The 23,040-nt window shown below is 74.5% G+C and carries 15 protein-coding genes; 13 read left to right on the top strand and 2 right to left on the bottom strand.

Annotation, left to right across the window (positions count from 1 at the left end):
• The first annotated feature begins 1 nt into the window (after position 1).
• The 3 genes from ACLJWH_RS33295 to ACLJWH_RS33285 all read left to right on the top strand — a co-directional run bounded on the left by ACLJWH_RS33295 (position 2) and on the right by ACLJWH_RS33285 (position 5,267).
• Positions 2-1,495, top strand: a complete 1,494-nt coding sequence (locus ACLJWH_RS33295; RefSeq protein WP_411145507.1) for a CoA-acylating methylmalonate-semialdehyde dehydrogenase — start codon at positions 2-4, stop codon at positions 1,493-1,495.
• A gap of 167 nt (positions 1,496-1,662) precedes the next feature.
• The gene (locus ACLJWH_RS33290) at positions 1,663-4,380 is read left to right on the top strand and encodes an alpha/beta fold hydrolase (RefSeq protein WP_411145506.1); all 2,718 of its coding nucleotides are present in this window, start codon (positions 1,663-1,665) and stop codon (positions 4,378-4,380) included.
• Positions 4,377-5,267: an ABC transporter permease gene (locus ACLJWH_RS33285; protein ID WP_411145505.1), complete on the top strand. Its 891-nt coding sequence runs from the start codon at positions 4,377-4,379 to the stop codon at positions 5,265-5,267. Before ACLJWH_RS33290 ends, ACLJWH_RS33285 begins: the two co-directional genes overlap by 4 nt.
• A 185-nt stretch (positions 5,268-5,452) precedes the next feature.
• On the opposite strand, the gene ACLJWH_RS33280 is transcribed toward ACLJWH_RS33285, so the two are convergent.
• The gene (locus ACLJWH_RS33280) at positions 5,453-6,472 is read right to left on the bottom strand and encodes an alpha/beta hydrolase (protein WP_411145504.1); all 1,020 of its coding nucleotides are present in this window, start codon (positions 6,470-6,472) and stop codon (positions 5,453-5,455) included.
• Positions 6,473-6,737: 265 nt separating this feature from the next.
• Between ACLJWH_RS33280 and ACLJWH_RS33275 the strand changes: the two genes are divergently transcribed.
• The 8 genes from ACLJWH_RS33275 (at position 6,738) to ACLJWH_RS33240 (ending at position 17,010) form a co-directional block, all read left to right on the top strand.
• Positions 6,738-8,897: an FUSC family protein gene (locus tag ACLJWH_RS33275; RefSeq protein ID WP_411145503.1), complete on the top strand. Its 2,160-nt coding sequence runs from the start codon at positions 6,738-6,740 to the stop codon at positions 8,895-8,897.
• 284 nt (positions 8,898-9,181) lie between these two features.
• Positions 9,182-10,261: a rod shape-determining protein gene (locus ACLJWH_RS33270; RefSeq protein ID WP_411145502.1), complete on the top strand. Its 1,080-nt coding sequence runs from the start codon at positions 9,182-9,184 to the stop codon at positions 10,259-10,261.
• Between the two features lie 855 nt (positions 10,262-11,116).
• A complete protein-coding gene (locus ACLJWH_RS33265) occupies positions 11,117-11,317 on the top strand; it encodes a hypothetical protein (RefSeq protein WP_411145501.1) in 201 nt (66 codons plus the stop codon).
• Positions 11,318-11,528: 211 nt separating this feature from the next.
• A complete protein-coding gene (locus ACLJWH_RS33260) occupies positions 11,529-13,184 on the top strand; it encodes a sensor histidine kinase (RefSeq protein ID WP_411145500.1) in 1,656 nt (551 codons plus the stop codon).
• Between the two features lie 2 nt (positions 13,185-13,186).
• Positions 13,187-13,594, top strand: coding sequence for a roadblock/LC7 domain-containing protein (locus ACLJWH_RS33255; RefSeq protein WP_052860903.1), 408 nt, complete (start codon positions 13,187-13,189; stop codon positions 13,592-13,594).
• A gap of 49 nt (positions 13,595-13,643) precedes the next feature.
• Positions 13,644-14,006 carry a DUF742 domain-containing protein gene (locus ACLJWH_RS33250; protein WP_411145499.1) on the top strand — a complete coding sequence of 121 codons (363 nt, stop codon included), beginning with the start codon at positions 13,644-13,646 and terminating at the stop codon, positions 14,004-14,006.
• Complete coding sequence (locus ACLJWH_RS33245) at positions 13,987-14,610, top strand: GTP-binding protein (protein WP_411145498.1); 624 nt, start codon at positions 13,987-13,989, stop codon at positions 14,608-14,610. Before ACLJWH_RS33250 ends, ACLJWH_RS33245 begins: the two co-directional genes overlap by 20 nt.
• A gap of 225 nt (positions 14,611-14,835) precedes the next feature.
• Complete coding sequence (locus ACLJWH_RS33240) at positions 14,836-17,010, top strand: tetratricopeptide repeat protein (RefSeq protein WP_411145497.1); 2,175 nt, start codon at positions 14,836-14,838, stop codon at positions 17,008-17,010.
• Positions 17,011-17,039: 29 nt separating this feature from the next.
• On the opposite strand, the gene ACLJWH_RS33235 is transcribed toward ACLJWH_RS33240, so the two are convergent.
• Positions 17,040-18,827: a hypothetical protein gene (locus ACLJWH_RS33235; RefSeq protein ID WP_411145496.1), complete on the bottom strand. Its 1,788-nt coding sequence runs from the start codon at positions 18,825-18,827 to the stop codon at positions 17,040-17,042.
• Positions 18,828-19,407: 580 nt separating this feature from the next.
• On the opposite strand from ACLJWH_RS33235, the gene ACLJWH_RS33230 reads away from it, so the two are divergent.
• Positions 19,408-20,136: an ABC transporter ATP-binding protein gene (locus ACLJWH_RS33230; protein WP_411145584.1), complete on the top strand. Its 729-nt coding sequence runs from the start codon at positions 19,408-19,410 to the stop codon at positions 20,134-20,136.
• Entirely contained in the window at positions 20,133-22,901 is a 2,769-nt protein-coding gene (locus ACLJWH_RS33225; RefSeq protein ID WP_411145495.1) for an ABC transporter permease, read from the top strand. Before ACLJWH_RS33230 ends, ACLJWH_RS33225 begins: the two co-directional genes overlap by 4 nt.
• Positions 22,902-23,040 lie beyond the last annotated feature (139 nt).

Below are 23,040 nucleotides of genomic sequence, written 5' to 3'. Positions count from 1 at the left end.
CATGAAGACCATCAGCCACTGGATCGGCGGTAAGCCCGTCGAGGGCGTCTCCGGCAACTTCGGTCCGGTCTACAACCCGGCCACCGGTGCCCAGGAGAAGCAGGTCGCCTTCGCCTCCCCCGACGAGGTCGACGCCGCCGTCGCCGCCGCCAAGGAGGCGTTCGCAGGCTGGGGCGTCAGCTCGCTGGCCAAGCGGACCTCGGTGCTGTTCAAGTACCGCGAGCTGGTCGACGCGCACCGCGACGAGATCGCCGCGCTGATCACCGCCGAGCACGGCAAGGTCCACTCCGACGCGCTCGGCGAGGTCGCCCGCGGTCTGGAGATCATCGAGCTGGCCTGCGGTATCCCCGAGAAGCTCAAGGGCGAACTGTCCACCCAGGTCTCCACCCGGGTGGACGTCTCCTCGATCCGCCAGTCGCTCGGTGTGGTCGCCGGCATCACGCCGTTCAACTTCCCGGCGATGGTGCCGATGTGGATGTTCCCGCTCGCCGTCGCCTGCGGCAACACCTTCGTCCTCAAGCCGAGCGAGAAGGTGCCCAGCGCCGCCTTCAAGCTCGCCGAACTGGCCGCCGAGGCGGGCCTGCCGGACGGCGTCCTCAACATCGTCAACGGTGACAAGGTGGCCGTCGACGCCATCCTGGCGCACCCGGACATCGCCGCCGTCTCCTTCGTCGGCTCCACCCCCATCGCCCGCTACATCCACACCACCGGCACCGCCAACGGCAAGCGGGTCCAGGCGCTGGGCGGCGCCAAGAACCACATGCTGGTGCTGCCGGACGCCGACCTCGAACTGGCCGCCGACGCCGCCATCAACGCCGCGTACGGCTCGGCCGGCGAGCGCTGCATGGCCATCTCCGTCGTGGTCGCCGTCGGTGACACCGCCGACCCGCTGATCGGCAAGATCAAGGAGCGCGCCGCCAAGCTGCGGATCGGCCCCGGCGACGACCCGGCCTCCGAGATGGGCCCGCTGATCACCAAGGTCCACCGCGACAAGGTCGCCTCGTATGTGACGGGCGCCGCGGCCCAGGGTGCCGAGGTCGTCATCGACGGCACCGGCTACACCGTCGAGGGCTACGAGGACGGTCACTGGATCGGCGTCTCGCTGCTCGACCGCGTCACCCCGGCCATGGACGCCTACCGCGACGAGATCTTCGGCCCGGTGCTCTCCGTCGTCCGCGTCGAGACCTACGACGAGGCCATCGCCCTGATGAACGCCTCGCCCTGGGGCAACGGCACCGCGATCTTCACCCGCGACGGCGGCGCGGCCCGCCGCTTCCAGCTGGAGGTCGAGGCCGGCATGGTCGGCGTGAACGTGCCGATCCCGGTCCCGGTCGGCTACCACTCCTTCGGCGGCTGGAAGAACTCGCTCTTCGGCGACCACCACATCTACGGCAACGACGGCGTGCACTTCTACACCCGCGGCAAGGTCGTCACCACCCGCTGGCCCGACCCCGCCGACGGCGGTATCAACCTGGGCTTCCCCAGCAACCACTGACGGCGCGGCCGCCCCGGCCGGCCCACAGACGACCCCCTGCCGCACCACCCGTCGGCAGGGGGTCCGCCGTGTCCGCGCCCCGGCGCCGCCGCTCCTCCGGAACAAGGTGGCGGGGGTCACTCCGGGGGACGGGGCGCCCGGTGCGGGGCGTACCTAGGATTCACGGTATGGATCTCCGACTGCGCGGGCGGCGCCGGTACGCGATCGCCGGCGCGCTGGCCCTGCTCATAGGGGGCGGCACCTGGGCGGCTGCCTCCCCGGACGCCGCGCCCGCCGTACACCGCGAGGACCGGGTGCTGGCGATGCCCGGGACGACGGACGGCGAGAAGAAGGGGGTGTCCCTCGACACCTCCTTCTTCACCGCGGCGGGAGCGGACGGCGCCCGGCGGCCCGCGGTGCTGCTGGGGCACGGATTCGGCGGGAGCAAGGACGACGTCCGGGCCCAGGCCGAGCAACTGGCCCGCGACGGCTACGCGGTGCTGACCTGGTCGGCGCGCGGCTTCGGGGAGTCGACCGGGAAGATCGGGCTGAACGACCCCAAGGGCGAGGTCGCCGACGTCAGCCGGCTGATCGACTGGCTGGCGAAGCGGCCCGAGGTGCAGCTCGACAAGCCCGGCGATCCGCGGGTCGGCATCGCGGGAGCCTCGTACGGCGGCGCGATCGCGCTGCTGGCGGCCGGTCACGACCTGCGGGTCGACGCCATCGCCCCGCAGCTCACCTACTGGAACCTCGCCGACGCGCTGTTCCCGCACGGCGTGTTCAAGAAGCTGTGGGCCGGGATCTTCTTCACCACCGGGTCGGCGGGCGGCCCCGCCGGCGCACCGGGCGCGCCGCCCGCAGCGGCCGGACCGCCCGCGGCGAGCGGCTGCGGACGGTTCACGGCGGAGCTGTGCGCGATGTACGAACGGGTCGCCGTCGCGGGTGAGCCGGACGCCGCCGCCCGCGCCCTCCTGACGGCCCGCAGCCCGTCCGCCGTCGGCGACCGCATCAAGGTGCCCACCCTGATCACGCAGGGTCAGACCGACTCGCTGTTCCCGCTCGACCAGGCCGACGCGATGCAGCGGACGATCCGCAAGAACGGCGCACCCGTCGACGTCGACTGGATCGCCGGCGGGCACGACGGCGGCGACCGCGAGAGCGCCCGCGTCGAGGCCCGCACCAAGGCGTGGTTCGACCGCTACTTGAAGGGCGAGCACGGGACGGACACCGGGCCCGCGTTCCGGGTCAGCCGCAGCGGGGGAGTGGACTCCACCAACGGCGCCCTGCGACTGCGCGGCGCGAGCGGCGACCGCTACCCCGGCCTGGCCAACGATCCGCGGCACCTCGCCCTGGCCGGCCGTGAGCAGACCTTCGGCAACCCGGCCGGCGCCGGCCCGCCCGCCATCTCCGCGGTGCCCGGCGCCGGCGCGCTCGGCAACCTCTCCGCGCTCGGCGCCGGGCTCTCCCTCGACTTCCCCGGCCAGTACGCCCGCTTCGACTCGGCGCCGCTGCGCACCCCCCTCCACCTCACCGGCAGCCCCACCGCCACCGTGCGGCTGCACGCCAGCTCCCCGGACGCGGTGTTCTTCGCGAAGGTCTACGACGTCGGCCCGGACGGTAAGCGGCAGGTGCTGCCCGCCCAGCTCGTCACGCCCTACCGGGTCGAGGGCGCCGGGGAGGGCCGGACCGTCCAGCTGAAACTGCCCGCCGTCGACCACGACTTCGCGGCCGGCCACCGGCTGCGGCTGGTGCTCTCGGCCACCGACCTCGCCTACGCCTCACCGGTCCGGCCCGCCACGTACACCGTCTCCCTGGAAGGCGGCACGCTCGCCGTGCCCACCGCGCCCGAGGTGCGCGGCGCGGCCGCCGTGCTGCCCGCGTGGACCTGGGGACTGCCGGCCGCGGCGGCCGTGCTCGCGGCGCTGCTGCTGCTCACCGCCCGGCGCCGGACAGCGGCGCCCGCCCCCGACCCGGCGCTCGCCGGGGTACCACTGAGCATCACCGGCCTGGGCAAGCGGTACGCGAAGTCCGCCGACCGGTACGCCGTACGGGACCTGTCGTTCCGGGTGGAGCGGGGCCAGGTGCTGGGACTGCTGGGGCCCAACGGCGCGGGCAAGACCACCACACTGCGGATGCTGATGGGGCTGATCCGGCCCGACGCGGGCGAGATCCGGGTCTTCGGGCACGCGATCCGGCCGGGCGCGCCGGTGCTGTCGCGGGTCGGCGCGTTCGTGGAGGGCGCCGGCTTCCTGCCGCATCTGTCCGGGCAGGCCAACCTCGACCTGTACTGGCGGGCCACCGGCCGGCCCGCCGCCGACGCGCACCTCGACGAGGCGCTGGAGATCGCGGGCCTCGGCGACGCCCTGCACCGCGCCGTGCGCACCTACTCCCAGGGCATGCGCCAGCGGCTCGCCCTCGCCCAGGCCATGCTCGGCCTGCCGGACCTGCTGATCCTCGACGAGCCGACCAACGGGCTCGACCCGCCGCAGATCCGCGAGATGCGCGAGGTGATGATCCGCTACGCCGCCGCCGGACGCACCGTCATCGTCTCCAGCCATCTCCTGTCCGAGGTCGAACAGAGCTGTACGCACCTGGTCGTGATGGACCGCGGGCAGCTCGTCCAGGCCGGTCCGGTCGCCGAGATCACCGGCTCCGGCGACACCCTGCTGGTGGGCGTCGCGGCACCGGCGGAGCTCTCCGACGCGCTGGTGGAGAAGGTCGGCGCGCTGCCCGGCGTCGCCTCCGCCGTCCGCGCCGAGGAGGGCCTGCTGGTCCGCCTCACCGCCGTGGCCGGCACCCCCCAACTGCTCGCCGACCTCATCCGGCTGGAGGTCCCGGTGCTCCGCGTCGGGCCGCACCGCCGCCTGGAGGACGCCTTCCTCACCCTGATCGGAGGTGACCGGTGACCGCCGTCACCCCACCCGCCCCGGCGCCGTCGGAGCCGCCCGCCGCGCCCGGCTACCGCACACACCGCACCCTCCCGCTGCGCGTCGAGGCGCTGCGCCAGCTCAAGCGGCGCCGCACGCTGGTGATCGCGGCGATCCTGACGCTGCTGCCGTTCGTCCTGGTCGTGGCGTTCGCGATCGGCGGTGACCCGAGCAGCCGCAGCCGCGGCACCGGCCGGATCAGCCTGATCGACACTGCCACCGCCTCCGGCAGCAACTTCGCCGCCACCGTGCTGTTCGTCTCCGCGGGCTTCCTGCTGGTCGTCCCGGTGGCGCTGTTCTGCGGTGACACGGTCGCCTCGGAGGCGAGCTGGTCCTCACTGCGCTATCTGCTCGCCGCGCCCGTCCCACGGGCCCGGCTGCTGCTGAGCAAGCTCACCATCGGGCTGCTGAGCAGCGCCGCCGCGATGGTGCTGCTGCCGCTGGTCGCGCTCGCGGTGGGTACCGCCGCGTACGGCTGGGGCCCGCTCCAGCTGCCCACCGGCGGCGCGCTGCCCGCGGGCGAGGCGGTGCCCCGGCTGGCGGTGGTGGTCGGCTATCTCTTCGTCAGCCAGCTGGTCACCGCGGCGCTGGCGTTCTGGCTCTCGACGGTGACCGACGCGCCGCTGGGCGCGGTCGGCGGCGCGGTCGGCCTGACCATCGTCGGCACCGTCCTCGACCAGGTCACCGCGCTCGGCGACTGGCGCGACTTCCTGCCCGCCCACTGGCAGTTCGCCTGGGCGGACGCCCTGCAACCCCAGCTGGAATGGCCGGGGATGATCCAGGGCTCGGCGGTCTCGGTGGCGTACGCGCTGGTGCTCTTCGCCCTGGCCTTCCGCGGCTTCGCGAAGAAGGACGTGGTGTCCTGACGGCGGCCCGGCCCCCGTGCGCCGGGCCGCCGCGGATCACCGCCGTCCGCGCGTATCTCCACCCGGCGCGCGCCACCCGGTCCGCCACCGCCGCGGGCCGGTGCCCGACCGCGGCCCGGCCGGACGGCGAGGTCCGCCGGGAGCGCCGGGGCCCGGTCCGCTGACCCGGCGCGCCCCGGCCGCGCTCAGGCGGACGGCCCCTGCATCTGCGCGCTGACCCACTGCATCGTGCCCTCGCTGAGCCCCTGTACGTAGGTCTGGCCGCTGTGCGTACCGCCCGGCACGATCTGCAAGCGGGTCTTCACCGGCCCGTGCCCGTACTGCGCGATGAACTTCCGGACCTTGGGCAGCACCGTGCCCTCCTGGGAGCCGTCCTGGAACGCCAGGTAGACCGGCGGTCCGCCGCGCGCGATCAGCCGCCGGGCCAGCACCTCGGGGTTGTTCTCGCGCTCCGCCTTGGCATGGCCCTTCCACAGCGGGGAGTCCGGCACGATGTCCGGGCCGTTGGGGATGGCCACCTTGAACGTGTCCGGGTTCTGCAACACGTTCTTCAGCGCCGCGAAGCCGCCCGAGGAGGAGCCCATGACGGCCCAGCCGTTACGGGTCTTGAGGGTGCGGAAGTTCTGCCGGACCAGATCGGGCACGTCCTTGCTCAGCCAGGTGCCGATCTTCGGCTGCCCCGGGATGTCGCTGCCGTCGTAGTACTGCTTGTCATTGGGGTTGAGCACCGGCATCACGACGATGAACGGGAGGCTGGTCCCCGCCTTGGACATCTGCGCCAGGCTCTCCTCCAGCTTGAGGTCCGAGCCGATCCAGTAGTTGACGGGGTATCCGTAGGCGCCGGGCAGCGCCTCCATCACCGGGAAGCCCTTGTCCGCGTTCTCTTTCTTGTAGTACTCCGGCGGCGCCCACACCCATACCTTCCCGGTGAAGCCCGACTTCGGGCCGTGCAGGGTGGTCAGCGCGATCGGTGTGTTCTCCCCGGCCCCGCCGACCCGGCTCGTCTCCTGGAAGGTGATCGGGTGGGTCGGCAGCTGCGCCAGCGACCCCTTGCCCGGCGGCGGGGCGTGCAGCGCCGCCCCCGCCTTCGGACCGCCGAAACGTACGGCGGAGGGCGGCGCGTCGCTCGACCCGCACCCGGCCGTGGCGGCGAGAACGGTCAGGGTGATCAGCGTGACCACCGGGGTGAACAGGGCTTTTCGCACGGGGCCTTCTCCTTGCCGAACGTGCCGGGACATCTCCCGGCTGGCCAGCAAGAGGGCACCGTGATGGCCGGGGGTTTCCCTTCCGGGGTGTCTGGTTGCTCGCACCGGCCGGACCGCCGTCGGCCAACCCGCTGTGACCTGTGGGGTTTACGCGGAGCAGAAGACGGGTTTACCGTCATTTTCCCGGCGGCGCCGTAACCCGGTACCGGAAAAGCCGCGACAGGGCCGTTCCGAAGCGCCCGGCAACGGACCGTATTCTCTCGGTATGACCTGGTCGCGCGCGCTGAAACAGACCGCCCGCTCCGGGCTGACGATCGAGCGGGCCAAACTCACCCCGGTGATCGCCGTCCGCGGCACGATCGGCGTCGCCATCGTCATCGGCCTGTGCCTGTGGCTAGGCAACCCCACCCTCGCGGTCTCCTCCGCCTTCGGCGCGTTCGCCTCCGGTATCGCCACCTTCCAGCGCAGCATGCGGCCGCGCCCGGTCCTGGCGCTCGCCGTCGCCGCCGGCCTGGCCGTCTCCACCTTCCTCGGCTATCTGGCCGCCTCCCATATCGTCTGGTTCCTGCTGCTGCTCGTCGGCTGGACCTTCCTCGCCGGGATGGCCTGGGCGATCGGCCCGGTCTCCGGCCTGGCCGGCACCCAGACCGTGGCGATCATGCTGGTCACCGTCACCCTGCCGACGTCCGTCCTGGGCGCCCTGGAACACGCCGCCCTGATCGCCTTCGGCGGCCTCGTCCAGGCCACCCTGATCGTCGTCTTCCCGGTCCGCCCCTGGGGCGTGCAGCGCGACGCACTCGCCGACGCGCTGGCCGCCGAGGCCGACTACGCCCGCCGGCTGCGGCACGACCCGGTCGCCCCGTTCGACCCGCAGCCCCTCATGGACGCCCGGCTGGCCTCCGCCGTGACCCCGCGTCAGGCCAGGCGCCGCCCGGCCCAGCTGCACGGCCCGCGCGGTCTGGCCGAACGCGTCCGGCCCGTCCTCGCCTCGCTCGCCGACCCGGTCGTCGGCGTCCCCCTGAACGGGCCGGAACGGGACCGCGCCCGCGATCTGCTCGGCGCCGCCGCCACCGTCCTGGACGCCGTCGCGAGCGCCGTGCGGCACGCCCGGCCCGTCCGGCTGCCGCCCGAGGCCATGGCCACCCTCGAAGTCCCGGTCAGCGGCCCGATGCTCACGGGGGCCGCCCGCCGCTCCGCCTACCGCCTGATCTCGCTGCTCGCCGACGCCGTCGAACTCACCGACGAGCCGGTCCGGGCCACCCGCCTCACCACCCCGGCCGAACGCGGCCATCTGCTGCGCCCCAGCGTGCCCCGGCTCGTACCGGTGGCGCTGCGCGCCCTGCGCCGCGAGGCGCGCTGGTCCTCGCACATCTTCCGGCACGCCCTGCGGGTCTGCGCGGTCGCCGCGGCCGGCTACCTGCTGGGCACCGCGCTGCCGTTCGGGCACGGCTACTGGGCGCCGCTCACCTCCGTCATGGTGATGCGCCCCGACTTCGCCCAGACCTACTCCCGTGGTGTCGCCCGCTTCAGCGGCACCCTCGTCGGGGTCGCCATCGGCGGCGCCATCATGGCGCTGGCCCACCCGGGGATGTACGTCTGCGCCGGGCTCGCCGTCGTCTGCGTGCTGCTGATGTACCTGCTGATGCGCACCGGCGTCTCGGTGACCTCGGCCTGCGTGGCCGCGTATGTCGTCTTCCTCCTCGGCATCGCGGGCGCCGGCTGGGAGCAGACCGTCCTGGAACGCATCGTGCTCACCCTCGTCGGCGGGCTGCTCGCGATGCTGTCGTACGCGCTGTTCCCCGCCTGGGAGACGCCCAAGCTGCGCGACCGGCTCGCCGAGTGGCTGGCGGCGAACGGCCGCTACGCCGTGGCCGTGCTGGACGGCTACGCCCGGCCCGCCCAGCGCCGCCCGCGGCAGGTCCGCGAGGCCCTGCTGGACTCCCGCGCGGCCCGCGCCGCCTGGGAGGAGAGCGAGGCGCGGGCGGCGAAGGAACCGGTGCGGCACCGCGGCCTCTCGCGCTCCGCGGCGGACGCGGCCAGCGCCGCGCTCGGCACGATGGGCCGGGTCACGATGATCATGGAGGCCCACCTCCCCGGCAAGGACGCCGAACCGTCACCCGGCGCCGCCGCGTTCGCCACCGAACTGCGCGCCTCCCTGGAACGGGCGGTGCAGGACGTACGGGAGCGGCGCGCACCGGACTGGGGCGCGCTGCGCGCCGTATGGGAGGACTGGGAAGCCGGGAGCGGTGGCCAGGACGTCGCGCTGCGCGCCGCCGATCTGCTCCTCGACGCCCTGGACGAGTTCGCGCAGGCACTGTCGCGCGGACCGGGCGGCCGCAACCGGGCGGCACGCGGGCCGGACCGGCGCGGGGACGGCGGGAAGCGTGGGGAACGCGGGACGGCAGCGGCTGACGAGAACGGCTGAGGAGAACGGCTGGCGGGCGCGGCCGACGTGCGCGTCAGCCGGTGGGCGCGCCCCTCGGCGGACCGGGCGCCAAGGGCTCCGGGGCGCCGGCCGGCCGCTCCGGATGAGCGGGCGCCGCCCACCGGTACCGTCCGGGCAGGAACCATTTCGCCCCTCCAGTAGTCTTCATAATTGCCCGTAATTGACGCCTTTGGTGATCCACTGGTGCCGTCTGGGCCCGTGATGTCCGAGGCCCCCCTCTCGGGGGACTGTCGTCCAGTCGAGAGAGAGCAAGCGAACTCCCCATGGCGTCCAGCACTTCGTCCGGTACGTACGACATAGGCATCGACCTCGGCACGGCCAACACCCTGGTGTACGCGCGTGGCAAGGGCGTGGTGCTGAACGAGCCGTCCGTCGTCGCCGTCAACGCCGCGGGCGAGGTCATCGCCGTCGGGGCGGAGGCCAAGCGGACCATCGGCCGCACCCCCTCCGGGATCACCGCGATGCGCCCCCTCAGGGAAGGCGTCATCGCCGACTTCGACGCCGCCGAGCAGATGCTGCGCGCCCTGATGAAGAAGGCGCTGCCCAGCCGCCGCTTCTCCAGGCCGCGGGTCGTCATCTGCGTGCCCTCCGGCATCACCGGTGTCGAGCGGCGCGCGGTCATCGACTCCGCCCGGGGCGCCGGGGCCCGCGAGGTGCATCTCATCGAGGAGCCGATGGCCGCGGCGATCGGCGCGGGCCTCCCGGTGGACGAACCGGTCGGCTGCATGGTGGTGGACATCGGCGGCGGCACGACCGAGGTCGCCGTCGTCTCCATGGGCGGCATCGTCACCGCCCAGTCCGTACGGGTCGCGGGCGATGCGCTGGACGCCGCGATCAGCACGTACGTCAAGAAGAAGCACTCGCTGGCCATCGGGGAGCGCACCGCCGAGGACATCAAGATCGCCATCGGCTCCGCGGCGCCGACCCCGATCGGCGTCGACGAGGACGGCGAGCCCGACCACCGCGCCTCGTACACCATCCGCGGCCGCGACCACGTCAGCGGGCTGCCCAGGATCCAGGAGATCACCGAGGAGGAGGTCCGGGACGCGCTGGCCGAGCCGGTCGACGCGATCGTCCGCGCCGTCCACCGCACCCTCGACGAGTGCCCGCCGGAGCTCTCCGGCGACATCATCGAGCACGGCATCGCCCTCACCGGCGGCGGCGCCCTGCTGCGCGGTCTGGACCGGCGGCTGCGCGAGGAGATGGGCGTCCCGGTGCGGGTCGCGGATCAGCCGCTGGACTGCGTCGTCAACGGCACCGCCAAGTGCGTGGACGAGTTCGCCGCGCTGCACGGGCTGCTGACGGGCGCGAAGGAGCAGCCGCGGAAGACCGTCCGGCTGTGAGGAACCGCGCGAGCGGGCGCTGACGGCGCCGCCACCGGCAGGGTGGCGGGGTGCGCGTGACCGGCGGCGGTGTGTCGGGTGTCTGCCGTGTGACCGGTGTGAGCGGGTGACCGGTATGAGCGGTGCGGTCGGCGGTCCCGGACCGGCCGGCCGTACCACCCGCCTGCTCGGTCCACCCGCCTGCCGGTCCGCCCACCTGCTCGGTCCGCTCGCCCGTCCGGCCCGTCGTCAGCTGCCGGCCGCGCGCGCCGAGAGGTAGCTCTCCACCCCGTCCAGGACGCGTTCCAGGCCGAACTCCGGCGCCTGGCCCCGCCCGGCGGCAGCGGCCTCGACGGACGCGACCGCGGCGGCGAGCGCGGGCGGTGGTGTCCGGGACCTCGCCGCCCGGCCGGTGGGGTACGGCGAGCCCGGCCGGCTGGTGAGTGTCGGCCGTACGGCCCGGCGGGCCGCCGGGGCGGGTACGCGGGCGAGGCGTTCTGCGTCTTCGCCTCCGCGCAGCTGACGTACGACTGGCGCGATCCCACGGCGCAGAAGAAGCTGACAGCGCAGGCGTACGCAGGCGCCGGCCGGCGGACGCCGGAGCTGATCGAGACCCTGTGGGGCGCCCGTGACCGCTACTTCGACGCCATCGGCCGGGTCGATGTGCCGCGCTGGTCGGCGGGCCGGACCGTCCTCCCCGGCGACGCCGCCTACGGTGCGACGGTCGGCGGTACGGGCACGGGCTCGGCGATCGTGGGGGCCTGTGTCCTCGCCGGGGAACCGGCCGCCGCGGGTGGCGACCGCCGCGCGGCCTTCACGCGCTGTGAACGGCGGCTGCGGCCCTGTGTCACACGGTGTCAGGAAGGCGGCCGGGGCGTGGGCGAGTTCCTGGCGCCGGCCACCCGGGAGGCGATGGCCGCGCGCAACGCCGCGCCGAACGACCCGGCCGCCGTCGCGGCCATGCTGGCGCAGGGTCAGGATCTGGCCGCGGACATCGCGTGGGAGGACTGTCCGGCCAGGTGCGGCGGGGTGGTGCCGTCGGTGACCGAGGGCGGCGGATCCATACGCACCGCGTGACGGCCGGCAGCCGGTGTCGCGGAATGACGTGATCCGCAGTTGTCAAGGACTGGTGACCAGGGGTCAACAAGTGATCAAATCCGGTTATGCTACTTCCGGTTCGGCTACGGGCAGTTGCCACGGGTGACGTCTGTGGCGGCACCGTCCGTGGAGCCGTGGCCCATGAGTCGTCCTGTGATCTTTCGATGGTTTGAGGGTTTTGAGGGTGCAGATGGTGCGAGAAGGATCGTCGCCCGGGGGTCCGCGTCCCGCCTCGGTTCTCGCGTGGCTCGTGCCCGCCGCGGTGACCGCCGTGGCCGCGGCCGTCGCCACGGTGACGGTGCACTCTTTGGCGCGGACGTCGGTCGTGTGGATCGGTGTGGCCGCCACTGTCGCGGTGGCCCTGGTGACCGCCGAGCTGTCCCGCCGCGGCCGGGCGCTCGCGGAGCTGCGCGAGCGGGTCGCGGCGCAGCAGGCCGTGCTGGTCCGCCAGGAGGCGGAGAGCGTCCGGCTGTCGGCGGAACTGCTGCCCGAGGCGGTGGCCCGGCTCGGCCAGGGCGAGTTCCCCGAGGACGTGCTCGCGTCGCTGTCGGACCGGATCGCCCGCCAGGCCCGGGAGGCGGGGCTCACCCCCGAGTTCGCCGCCGCCCACCAGGCCGTGCTGCGGTCCGTCCTGGAAGCCGTCGTCGCGGTGGAGGATCTGCGCGAGTCCGCCCAGCGGGCGTTCGTGAACATCGCCCGCCGGGTGCAGGCGATCGTCCACCAGCAGGCCCAGGAACTCCGCGAGATGGAGGACCGTCACGGCCAGGCGCCGGACGTCTTCGGTGACCTGCTGCGACTGGACCACGGCACCGCCCTCATCGGCCGCCTCGCCGACTCCATCGCGGTGCTCGGCGGCGCCCGCCCCGGCCGTCAGTGGAGCCGGTCGGTACCGCTGTTCAGCGTGTTGCGCGGCGCGATGTCCCGGATCATCGACTACCAGCGCGTCGAACTGCACTCCGTCTCGGAGGTCGCGGTCGTCGGTACGGCGGTGGAACCGCTGATCCACGCCCTCGCCGAACTGCTGGACAACGCCACCCGCTACTCCCCGCCGCAGACCCGGGTGCATGTGACCGCCGTCGAGGTGCAGTCCGGTATCGCCGTGGAGATCGAGGACGGCGGCGTGAGCATGAGCGAGGAGGCCCGCAAGCGCGCCGAGCGGATGCTGCGCCAGGCCCAGCAGGGCATCGACGTCAACGACCTGGGGGAGACCCCGCGGCTGGGCCTGGCGGTGGTCGGCCGGCTCTCGCAGCTCTGCAACTTCCAGGTGTCGCTGCGCACCTCGGCGTACGGCGGGGTCCGCGCGGTGGTGATCGTCCCGCAGGACCTGATCACCACCGCCCCGGCGACGGGCCGCGCGCACGGTATCGGCACCGCGTCGGGCCCCCGGACGGTCCGCACGGAGCACGCCGCCGCGCACATACCCGCGCACATCCCCGCACAGGGCTCGCCGCGGGGCGCGGTGCGCCCGCCGGCTGCGCCGGTCGCGCAGGCCCCGGCGGCTCCGGCGGCGCACGAACCGCCGCGGGCGGCTGACCTGCGGGACGACACCCTGGGCGACCTCCCGCAGGTGGCCGAGCGGACCCCGGGCGGTCTGCCGCAGCGGCGCCGTAAGGCACGGGCCACGGCTCCCGCGGCGCCGCAGGTTCCCGGGGCCGCCCCGGCCCCCGTCACCGCTTCCCCCGCCCCCGCACCGGACGACGCACCGCAGGTGCAGCCCGGTATGTGGCTGGCGGCGTTCCAGAGCGGTCTGTCCGGCGAAAGCCAGACGCCCGCGTCCGCCGGCGCCTCCGGTGCGGCCGGTGCAGTCCGTGAGAAGAGTGACGAGCCGTCGGAAAAGAGTGAGTAGCCATGATTCAGCACCGGCCCAACATGGACTGGATGCTCAAGGACCTCGCGGAGAGCGTTCCGCAGACCCGACACGTCGTCGTGCTGTCCTCGGACGGCCTGCGGATGGCCCAGTACGGCACGGACACCGACACCGCGGACAGACTGGCGGCGGCCTGTGCCGGACTCCAGAGTCTGGCGGGCGCCGTCTCCGCGGAATTCCCGCAGAGCGACGGCCGGATGCGGATGGTCGTCATCGAACTGGACGGCGGCTTCTTCTACTTGATGGCGGCGGGCGCCGGGGCTTATCTGGCGGTGCTGGCCGACGAGGGAGTGGACGCGGGGCTGATAGGCCAGCGGATGCGGGATCTGGTCGCCCGCATCGGCGAGCACCTCAGCAGCCCACCGCGCCACGACGGACAGGCCGGATGAACCGGCCCGCCGAACGGCAGGACAGGGCCGGGCGAAGCGGGGCGTCGGCATGAGCGAGGCGGACCAGGACTGGGAGGACCAGAGCCCCGAGCGGCTCTATGTGATCACCGGCGGGCGCAGCGGCGCCTCCGGGAAGTCCGCCTCCCTCGACCTGGTCACGCTGATCGTGTCGAAGACCGGCCCCAGGCTGGGGATGCAGCCCGAGCAGACCGCGATCGTGCGGCTGTGTCACTCCCCGCTGTCCGTGGCGGAGCTGTCCGCCTATATGCGGCTGCCGGTCAGCGTGGTCACCGTGCTGCTGGGTGATCTGCTGGCCGACGGCCGGGTGGTGGCGCGTGCGCCCGTCCCACCCGCTCAACTTCCCGACCGTGCCCTGATTGAGGCGGTGATCCATGGACTTCAACAGCTCTGAGACGCTTCTTGAGCACCCGGCCGAGGGGCCGCGGGCCGAGGACGAACTGCCGCAGACGGCCGCCGCCGCGGTCAAGGTGGTGATCGTCGGCGGCTTCGGTGTCGGCAAGACGACTCTGGTCGGTTCGGTCAGTGAGATCCGGCCGCTGACGACCGAGGAGACGATGACCCAGGCCGGTGTCGGGGTGGACGACACCGTCGGCGTCGAACGCAAGACCTCCACGACCGTGGCGATGGACTTCGGCCGCATCAGCCTCAACGACGAACTGGTCCTCTATCTCTTCGGCACCCCCGGCCAGCAGCGGTTCTGGTTCCTGTGGAACGGCCTGTTCGACGGCGCCCTGGGCGCGGTGGTGCTGATCGACACCCGTCGGCTGGAGGTCAGCTTCGACGTCATCGGGCGTCTGGAGGAGCGCGGCGTCCCGTTCGTGGTGGCCGTCAACACCTTCCCGGACGCGCCCGTCCACGCCCTTGAGGAACTGCGCACCGCCCTCGATCTGCCGGCGGAGGTACCGATCATCGACTGCGACGCGCGGCTGCGCACCTCCAGCCGCGATGTGCTGATGGCGCTGATGCGCTATCTGCACTCGCTCGCCGCGGCCTGAGCCGCGCCACGGGAATCCGGAGAGCAGGAGAGCAGGAGAACCGAGGAGCCGGAGAGCCGGAGCGCCGGAGAGCCGCCCGGCGATTCCCTCCCCCCCCGGGTGTCCTGAAGTGTCCGGAGCGCGGTGCCGGGCGCCGGGCTCCCGATACCTTGATCCCGCAGGCGGGGCAGCGGTGCGGTACGGCCGTACGGGACCGGCCCCGGGACAGGCAGGGGGAGTTGCGGCATGGTGGATCCCATCTCGATCGGTGCGGTCACGGCGGTCCTGGGCGCGGTGACGGCGTCCATGGCCAACGAGGCCGGGAAGCGGGCCTGGGAGTCGGTCGGCGTACTCGTCCGGCGGATCGCCGGGCGGGAGACGCCCGCACCGGACGGCAGCGACGCGCGGGCGGCCCTGGCCGGACTGCTGGTCGAGGGCGCCCAGCGCGATCCGGCGCACGCCCGCGCCCTCGCCGCCTGGCTGAACGGCGCCCCGCGGCCCGGCGGCGCCGACGCCGTACCACGTCAACTCCCCGTCTCCGTACGGTTCTTCGCCGACCGCCAGGACCCGCTCAAGCGACTCGACCGCGAGGCCGGGCGGCCGGCCGACGGGCGGCCGCGGCTCGCCCTGGTCCACGGCCCGGACGGCATCGGCACCAGCGCGCTGGCCGTCCACTGGGGCAACGCCCACCTGGCACGCTTCCCCGACGGGCAGCTGTACGCGGACCTGCGCGGCCCGGCGCCGGACGGCGCGCTCGACCAGGCCACCGTGCTGCGCCTCTTCCTCCGGCAGCTGGGGTTCCCGGACGGGGCGATCCCGCCGGCCGCCGAGGACCGTGCCGACCTGTACCGCACCAGCGTCGCGGACCGTCGGCTGCTCGTCGTCCTCGACCACGCGCAGTCGGCCGCCCAGGTCATGCCGCTGCTGACCTCGGCGGCCGGGGTGTTCACGATCGTGGTGGCCCGCCGCCCGCTGAGCGGTCTGGACGCCGTACCGGTCCCCGTCGGCCCGCTGCCCGAGAAATACGCCCGCGACCTCCTCGGCCGGCTCACCGGTGAGGAGACCCTCGCCGCGGCGCGGGCCGCGCTGCCGGAGGTGCTCGCCCGGTGCGCCGGCTCGCCGTTCGCCCTGCGGGCCGCCGCCGTACGGCTGGCGGAGCCGGCCCATCCGCACCAGGAGGTGTCCGTGCGCGACGACGACCCCGTCCGCACCGCCGCCGAGGACGCCTACCAGGACCTCGCCCCGGACGCCGCGCGGCTCTACCGCCTGCTGGCGCTGCGCCCCTGGCCCGCCATCGGCCCCGATCTGGCCGCCGCCACCGCGCAGCTCACCGCTCCCCGGGCCGCGGCGCTGCTCGCCGAACTGGCCGCCCGCCGGCTGCTGGAGACCACCCCCACCGGCCACTACCGCTACCGCCCCTCCGTACGGCGGCACGCCGAGACGGCCGCCGCCCACGAGGACGGCATCGCCGGCTGCACCGCCGCGGTGACCCGGGCGGTGGCCGCCTCGCTGCGGTTCGCGGTCCGCGCCGACCGCGCCGTGCTCCCCCAACGCTGGCACCTGGGCCCGCTGTACGCGACGCTGGAGCCGGGCCCGTACGCCGACCAGGGCGAGGCGCTGGCCGCCCTCACCGGTGAGCTGGGCCGGCTCCTCGAAGCCGTCCGGGCCGCCGAGGAGTTCGCAGACCCGGACTCCGTCTGCCAGCTGTGCGAGGCGCTGTGGGCGGTGCAGCTCAAGGCGGGTCGCCATGACGAGCTGCTGCCCGCCCTCCGCGCGGGGGTGCGGGCCGCGGACGCGTTGGAGGCCGCGGCGCATCCGGCCGTCGGCGCCCCCGCCGCCGACGGTCTCGCCGCCCGGTCCCGGATGGCCGGGCGGATGCACACCCAACTGGCGCTGGCCCTCACCGAGGTGCGGCACTACGAGGAGGCCGAGTCCGAACTCCGCGCCGCCGCCGAGGCGGAGCGCCGCGCCGGCCACCTCCGCGGCCGGGCCACCGCCGTCGAGACCCTGGGCCTGCTCCGGCTGCGGCAGTGGCGCTACCGGGAGGCGTACGACCACTTCGACGAGGCCGCCGCGCTGCTCGCCGGTATCCCCGAGGACGGTGCGGGCGCCGCCGACCTGCCGCGCGCCCGCGCGCTCCTGGAACGCCACCGCGGGCGTGCGCTGCGCGGCCTGGGCGACTGGGACGAGGCCCGGGAACGGCTGGTGCGCGCCCTGCGCTTCTTCCGGGACAGCGCCGAACCGTACAACACCGCCCGCACCCTCACCGACCTCGCCGAGACCCACCTCGACGCCGGTGACCCGGCTGCCGCGCTGCCCTTGATCGACGAGGCGGCCGCCCTGCTCCAGGAGGAAGGGGCGGCCTTCCCCCTCGGCCTCCTCCGGGCGCTGCGCGAACGGTGTGCGGCGGAGACGGAGTGAGGGGGACGGAGTGAGGGGGACGGCGGGCGTCAGCCGAGCGGGGTGACCGTGAGGTGGTGGGCGGCGCCGCCCGTCCGTACGGTCAGTCCGCCCGCCACCAGTTCCCTCAGCGCCGTGCCGCCGGCCAGTGCGGCGTGCAGCGCGGAGGCGCCGGCGGCGGGATCGGCGGCCGAGGGCGCGGCGGTGAGCCGCAGCAGATCGCCCGCGCGGGTGCGTACGGTGCAGTCGCCCGGTCCCGTGATGTACGCGGCGAGCGCGCAGTGCGGCCACCGGGCCAGCACCTCGGCGCACCAGTCGGCCGGTGGCCCCAGCCGCGGATCGGCCGCGTCGCCGTACCGGAAGATCACATCGGCCGACCCCGCGGCCCCGGGGTCCGCGGTGTCCTCGTGTACCGCCAGGTGCGCCGCCACCTCCCCGGCGGACCCCTCCCCCGGCGGTTCGCCGGCCGGTTCGTGGCCCGGTTCCGCGAAGCGGCGCAGCGCGACCTCGCCCGCCCGCGGCAGCCGGGTCAGCACCCGCAGCGGGGCGGTGCGCAGCGGCGGATCGTACGGCGGCAGGGGCAGCGGGTCGAGCAGCGCGGGCCAAGGAGGCTCGGGAATCCCGATGAGGCGGTAGAAGACCTCCCGCAGCAGCGTCGCCGACGCGCCCGGCGCGGAGGTGGTCAGCGCCGCCGGGCCCGGCAGCGGACGGTGCCCGTCGAGCAGCGTCTCGACCTGCCGTCGCAACGGCGCCCGCGGATCGAGACGCGGCGCCGTGCGGACGAACTCCGCCACCGGGGAGCGCGGGTCCAGCCCGGAGAGCGGTGCCGCGCCCAGGAGGACGGGGATGCCGAGCGCGGCCGCGTAGTAACTCACCGAGCCGTGGTCCCCGATCACCGCGTCCGCGGCGAGCAGCGCCTGCCGCCACCCCTCCAGGGGGTCGAGCAGCGCCAGGCCGCCGCGCCGCGCCCGGTGCAGCCAGGCCCTGATCTGCCCGGGGCCGTGACCGTGCCAGATATTGGGGTGCAGAACGGCCGCGAGCCGGTACTCGTCGGCGGGGAGTTCGCCGGTCAGCCGGGGGAGCAGGGAGGGCAGCAGGTCCTCGGCGCCGCCGTCACCGAAGAGCGACTCCGGGTTCCAGGTGGAGTTCAGGACGAGCAGCCGCTGTCCGTGCCGTACGCCGAGCGCCCGGCGGAACCGGTCGCGGTGCGGGCGGGCGGCCAGCATCCGGTCGAAGCACGGATCCCCGGCGAGCACGGCGGTCGGCGCCGCCGGTGGGCACGCCGCCCGCAGCCGTACCAGCTGCTCGGGATGGGAGAGCACCATCGCGTCCGCGATGGGCGTACCGTCCGCGAGCAGCCACTCCGGCGACATCCCGAAAACAGGCGCGTCCGGCGTCCGGCGTCCGGCGTCCGGCGTCCGGCGTCCGGCGTCCGGCGTCCGGCGTCCGGCGTCCGGCGTGGCCAACGTTTTATTGTATCCGACGCCGTGTGACAGGACGGCCAACTTCCCCTGGAGCGCGTGGAGTTGGCCGCCGAAGCTGGCTGAGACGGCCAGGGCGACCGGTGTCCGCAGCGCCTGCTCCCACGGCAGCACCGGCACCTCGACCTCGGCGAGCAGCTGGGCCACCCCGGCCTGGAACGGCGACGACCCCGTACAGGTCGCCAGCAACTGCACCCTGGTGTCGTCACGGAAGAGCGGCAGCACATCCAGCAGCCGGGTCGCGGACGTGACGTTGTGCACCACGAACAACACCCGCAGGCACTGCCCCCGGGTGTCCCACCGCCCGGACTCGTCCCCCACCGGGACCCGTATCCATCCGTCCGGCCGCTCGTCCACCCAGCCCCCTCGTCGCCCATCGCGCCACACTGTCACCACGCGTAAGGCCAGTCACGATAGCCGCGGGCGCGAGGCAGGGTGCCGTTAGTGCGCGGCGCGCCAGGAGCGCTCCAGCCGGTCGGCGAAGTCCTGCATCGTGAGGTTCTCCCTGGGCGGGCACCGCGGGCCCGGCACCTGGTGAGGATACGGAGCACGCTGGTTCCCCGGGGCGGCCGGGGCGGTAAGGCGAACCCCCCCACACCATGGTGGCGCAGGCTGTACCCCAGGTGGGGTGTGCGCACCATCGTGCCGCGTCCGTCTGATCCATACCGTTCTCACCAGGGAAAACAGCCACTCCGGCGCAGTCGGCGGGTGGCGGGACCGAGGCCGGGACTCCGGTCGTCAGACGCCGGAGGGCACAGAGATGGTCAGGCTTCGTACGGTGAAACGCGCGGCGGGCGGCGGCAGCGTCGGCGCGGGCAGACACGGAGCGGACGTGTCCCGGGGCGGGGCGGCCGGCTACGGCGAGGCGTCCTTCCACGGCGCCGTCGGTCCGCGGGGCGGCGCCCGGTACGAGGACGCCTTCGCCCCGGAAGCGGCGCTGACACTCGACGGGGTGACCCGCAGCTACCGCCGCGGCGGCCGGTCGGTGAACGCTCTCGACGGGGTGAGCCTCACGGTGCCGCGGGGCCGGTTCCTGGCGGTCATGGGCCGCTCCGGCTCCGGCAAGTCGACGTTCCTCCAGTGCTCCGCCGGGCTGGACCGGCCCACCTCGGGCACGGTGCACATCGGCGGGACGGACCTGGCGAAGATGAGCGAGGCGGGCCTGACCCGGCTGCGCAGGGACCGCATCGGCTTCATCTTCCAGGCGCTCAACCTGGTCCCCTCGCTGTCCGTGGCGGAGAACACCGCGCTGCCGCTGCTGCTGGCCGGTGCCCGGCCCGACGACCCGTCCGTCCGCGAACGGGCGCTGCGGGTACTGGACTCGGTCGGGCTGCGGGGCCGGGCCGACGACGCGCCGAGCGAGCTGTCCGGCGGCCAGCAGCAGCGGGTGGCGATCGCCCGCGCGCTGGTCACCAACCCCGCCGTGATCTTCGGGGACGAGCCGACCGGCGCCCTCGACCCGGCCACCGCGACGGACGTACTGACCCTGCTGCGGGACGCGGTGAACAAGGAGGGCCACACCGTGGTGATGGTGACCCACGACCCGGTGGCCGCGTCCTGGACCGACGAGGCGATCTTCATCGAGGACGGCCGCATCGTCGGCCGGCTGGACCACCCGGACCCGGACACCGTGGCCCGCACGATGGCCCGGCTCGGTGAGCGGTGAGCGCCACGACCGCCCGCACCCGCCCGCGCCCCGGCGGCGCCCCGGGCACCCGGGCCGGCGCCCCGCCCCGTACCGGGACCGCGGCCCGCGGCCGCGGCACGGCCCGCTTCCTCGCCCGGCGCTCGCTGCGGCTGCACCGCAAGGCATGGGCCGCGGTGTTCGCGGCCCTCGTGTTCACCTCCCTGCTGCTGGGCAGCTTCGCGCTGACGACGGTGTCCGCGGCCATCGGCCACGCCCGGGTGGAGCGGTACGCCGCCACCGCCGCGGTGGTCGCCGGTGACCAGAGCACCCGCTACACCGCCAAACCCCCGGGCTCCGAGCCCCGGACCGAGACCGCGGCGCTCACCGAACGGGTGCGGGTGCCGCGTACGGCGCTGCCCCGGCTCGCCGCCGTCCCGGGCGTCCGGGCGGCCATCGGCGACGACGTCATCCCGGTCACCCTGACCGGCCGCGGCGGCACGGTCGTGCCCGGCCCGGACAGCGACGCGGGCAACTCCCCGGTCCTCGGGCACGGCTGGGCGGCCGCCGCGCTGGCGCCGTTCACCCTGCGTACGGGACACGCGCCCGCCACCGACCGGCAGATCGTCCTGGACGGCGACCTGGCGGCCCGGTCCGGCGCCCGGGTGGGGGACAAGGTCACCGTGCAGACCCTCGGCACACCGGCCGCGTACGAGGTGTCCGGTATCGCCGCGCCCACGGCGCAGGACGGGAAGAGCGGTCTGGGTCATCAGGGCACCGTCTTCTTCAGCGACCGGCAGGCCCGGCAGCTGGCCGGGCACCCGGACACCACCGACGCCATCGGCGTGCTGGCCGGCCCGGGGGTGGACCCGGACCGGCTGTACACCGGACTGCGCCGGGCCCTGGACGGCGGAGCGCCCGCCAAGGACGCTGCGGCCGCCGACCGTTACCAGGAGGACTCGGGCGCCCTGCGGGTGCTGACCGGCGACGGGCGCGGCGATCCGGAGTTCCTCGCGGTGGCGCCCAGCCGTACGAGCCTGCTGGGGCTGATGGGCTCGGTCAGCGGCATCGTCCTCATGATCGCCGGGCTGGTGGTCGCCAGTACCGTGGCGCAGGCGGTGCACCAGCGCTCGCGCGAGATGGCGCTGCTGCGCGCGGTCGGCGCCACCCCGCAGCAACTGCGGGCCACGGTGAGCCGGGAGATCACGGTGGTGGCCCTGGCCGCGGCCCTGGTCGGCGCGCTCGCGTCGGCACCGGTCTTCCTGACCCTGGTCTCGATGCTGCGCTCGCGCGGCGCGGTCCCGACCGGACTCGATCTGCCGAGCCCCCTGTGGCTGTTCGCGGCACCGCTGGTCACCGCGGCGCTGACCGTGGTGGCGGCCCGCGGGGTCGCGGCCCTCTCCTGCCGCCGGATCGGCAAGGTCCGGCCGGCCGAGGCGATGGGCGAGGCACAGCGCGAACCGGCGCGGCCGGCGCGCGGACGCACCGTGACCGGTGTGGTGCTGCTGGCCCTGGGCCTCGCCGCGGCCGCCACGGCGGCGCTGCAATACGGGCAACTCGCCGCGATGGCGGCCAGCAGCGCGACACTGGCCCTGGTGATCGCGTGTGCGCTGCTCGGCCCATGGATCGCGCGCGGCGCGACGCGGCTGCTGGGGGCACCGGCGCGGCGGCTGGGCGGTCCCGGCGGCTATCTGGCGGCCGCCGCGGCACGCGCCAACGCCCGCCGCCTGGGCGCCGCGATCACACCGATCGCGCTGGTGGTGGCCTTCATCGGGGTGCAGCTCTCGGCCGGTGCCACCATCGACCGGCTGGGCGCCGAGCAGGCCGGGCAGGCGATGCGTGCCCAGCTCGCGGTGACCACCGACGGCGCGGGCCTGCCGGAGGCGGCGGTCGACCGGGCCCGGCAGGTGCCCGGGGTGGCCGCGGCCACCGGGGTGTTGCACTCCACCGTCGTGCTGGCCGCCAAGGAACTCGGCGACCCGAAGCTGGACCGGCTGCCGGTGCTGGGTGTACGGCCCGCGGCGCTGCCCGCCACCCTCGACCCGGCGGTCACCGCCGGCGATCTGAAGAACCTGGGCAAGGGCACGGTCGCGGTCGGCAGCGACCGGGCGCGCTCGCTGGACCTCGCGATCGGCTCGACCGTGACGGTGCGCTACGGCGACGGCGCGGCGGTCCCGTTGAAGGTGGCCGCCATCTACCAGCGCTCCCTGGCACTTGGCGACTTCCTCTTCGCGCCCCAGGAGCTGGCGCCGCATCTCGCCGCGCCGCTGAACTCCCGCATCCTGCTGAGCCTGGAGCCGGGCGCCGATCCGGGGGCCGTACGCAAGGCACTGACCGAGCGGCTGGCGTCCGCCGCGGTGGCCACCACGGTGGTGACCGGACCGCAGAGCGAACATCTCCAGGCCGAGGACCGGGGTCTCGGACAGGTGATCACGATGCTCGCGGTCGGGGTGATCGGCGGCTTCACGGTCATCGCCGTGCTCAGCACGCTGACGCTCATCATGGTGGGCCGCCGCCAGGAGCTGGTGCTGCTCCGGCTGGTCGGCGCGAGCCGCCGTCAGATACGGCGGATGCTGCGCACCGAGGCGGCGATGGTGATCACCGTCGGGGTGGTCGTCGGCGGGCTGGCGGCGGCGATCCCGCTCACCGCGCTCAGCTTCTCGCTGACCGGCTCGCTGCCCTATCTACCGCCCGGCCAAGCAGCGTTGATCGTCGGGACGGCCGTGCTGACGGCCGCCGCCGGCTACCTCCTGCCCGCCAGATCCGTCCTGCGCAGCCGGCACCCGGCCGGCCCCGGCGGCCGCTGACGGCGCAACGGCCGAGCGCTGAGGAGGCGCTGACGAGGCGCTGACGAGCGCTGAGAGGCGCTGACCGGGAACGACAGCCGGTACCACGTCGGCCGGCACCACGAGATGGCGTCGGCCGGCGGCCGACGGCCGATGCCAC

Source organism: Streptomyces sp. x-80 (assembly GCF_046549095.1).
In the GTDB taxonomy this organism is placed as follows: Bacteria; Actinomycetota; Actinomycetes; order Streptomycetales; family Streptomycetaceae; genus Streptomyces; species Streptomyces celluloflavus.
This window is presented reverse-complemented; position numbering and strand designations above follow the sequence as displayed.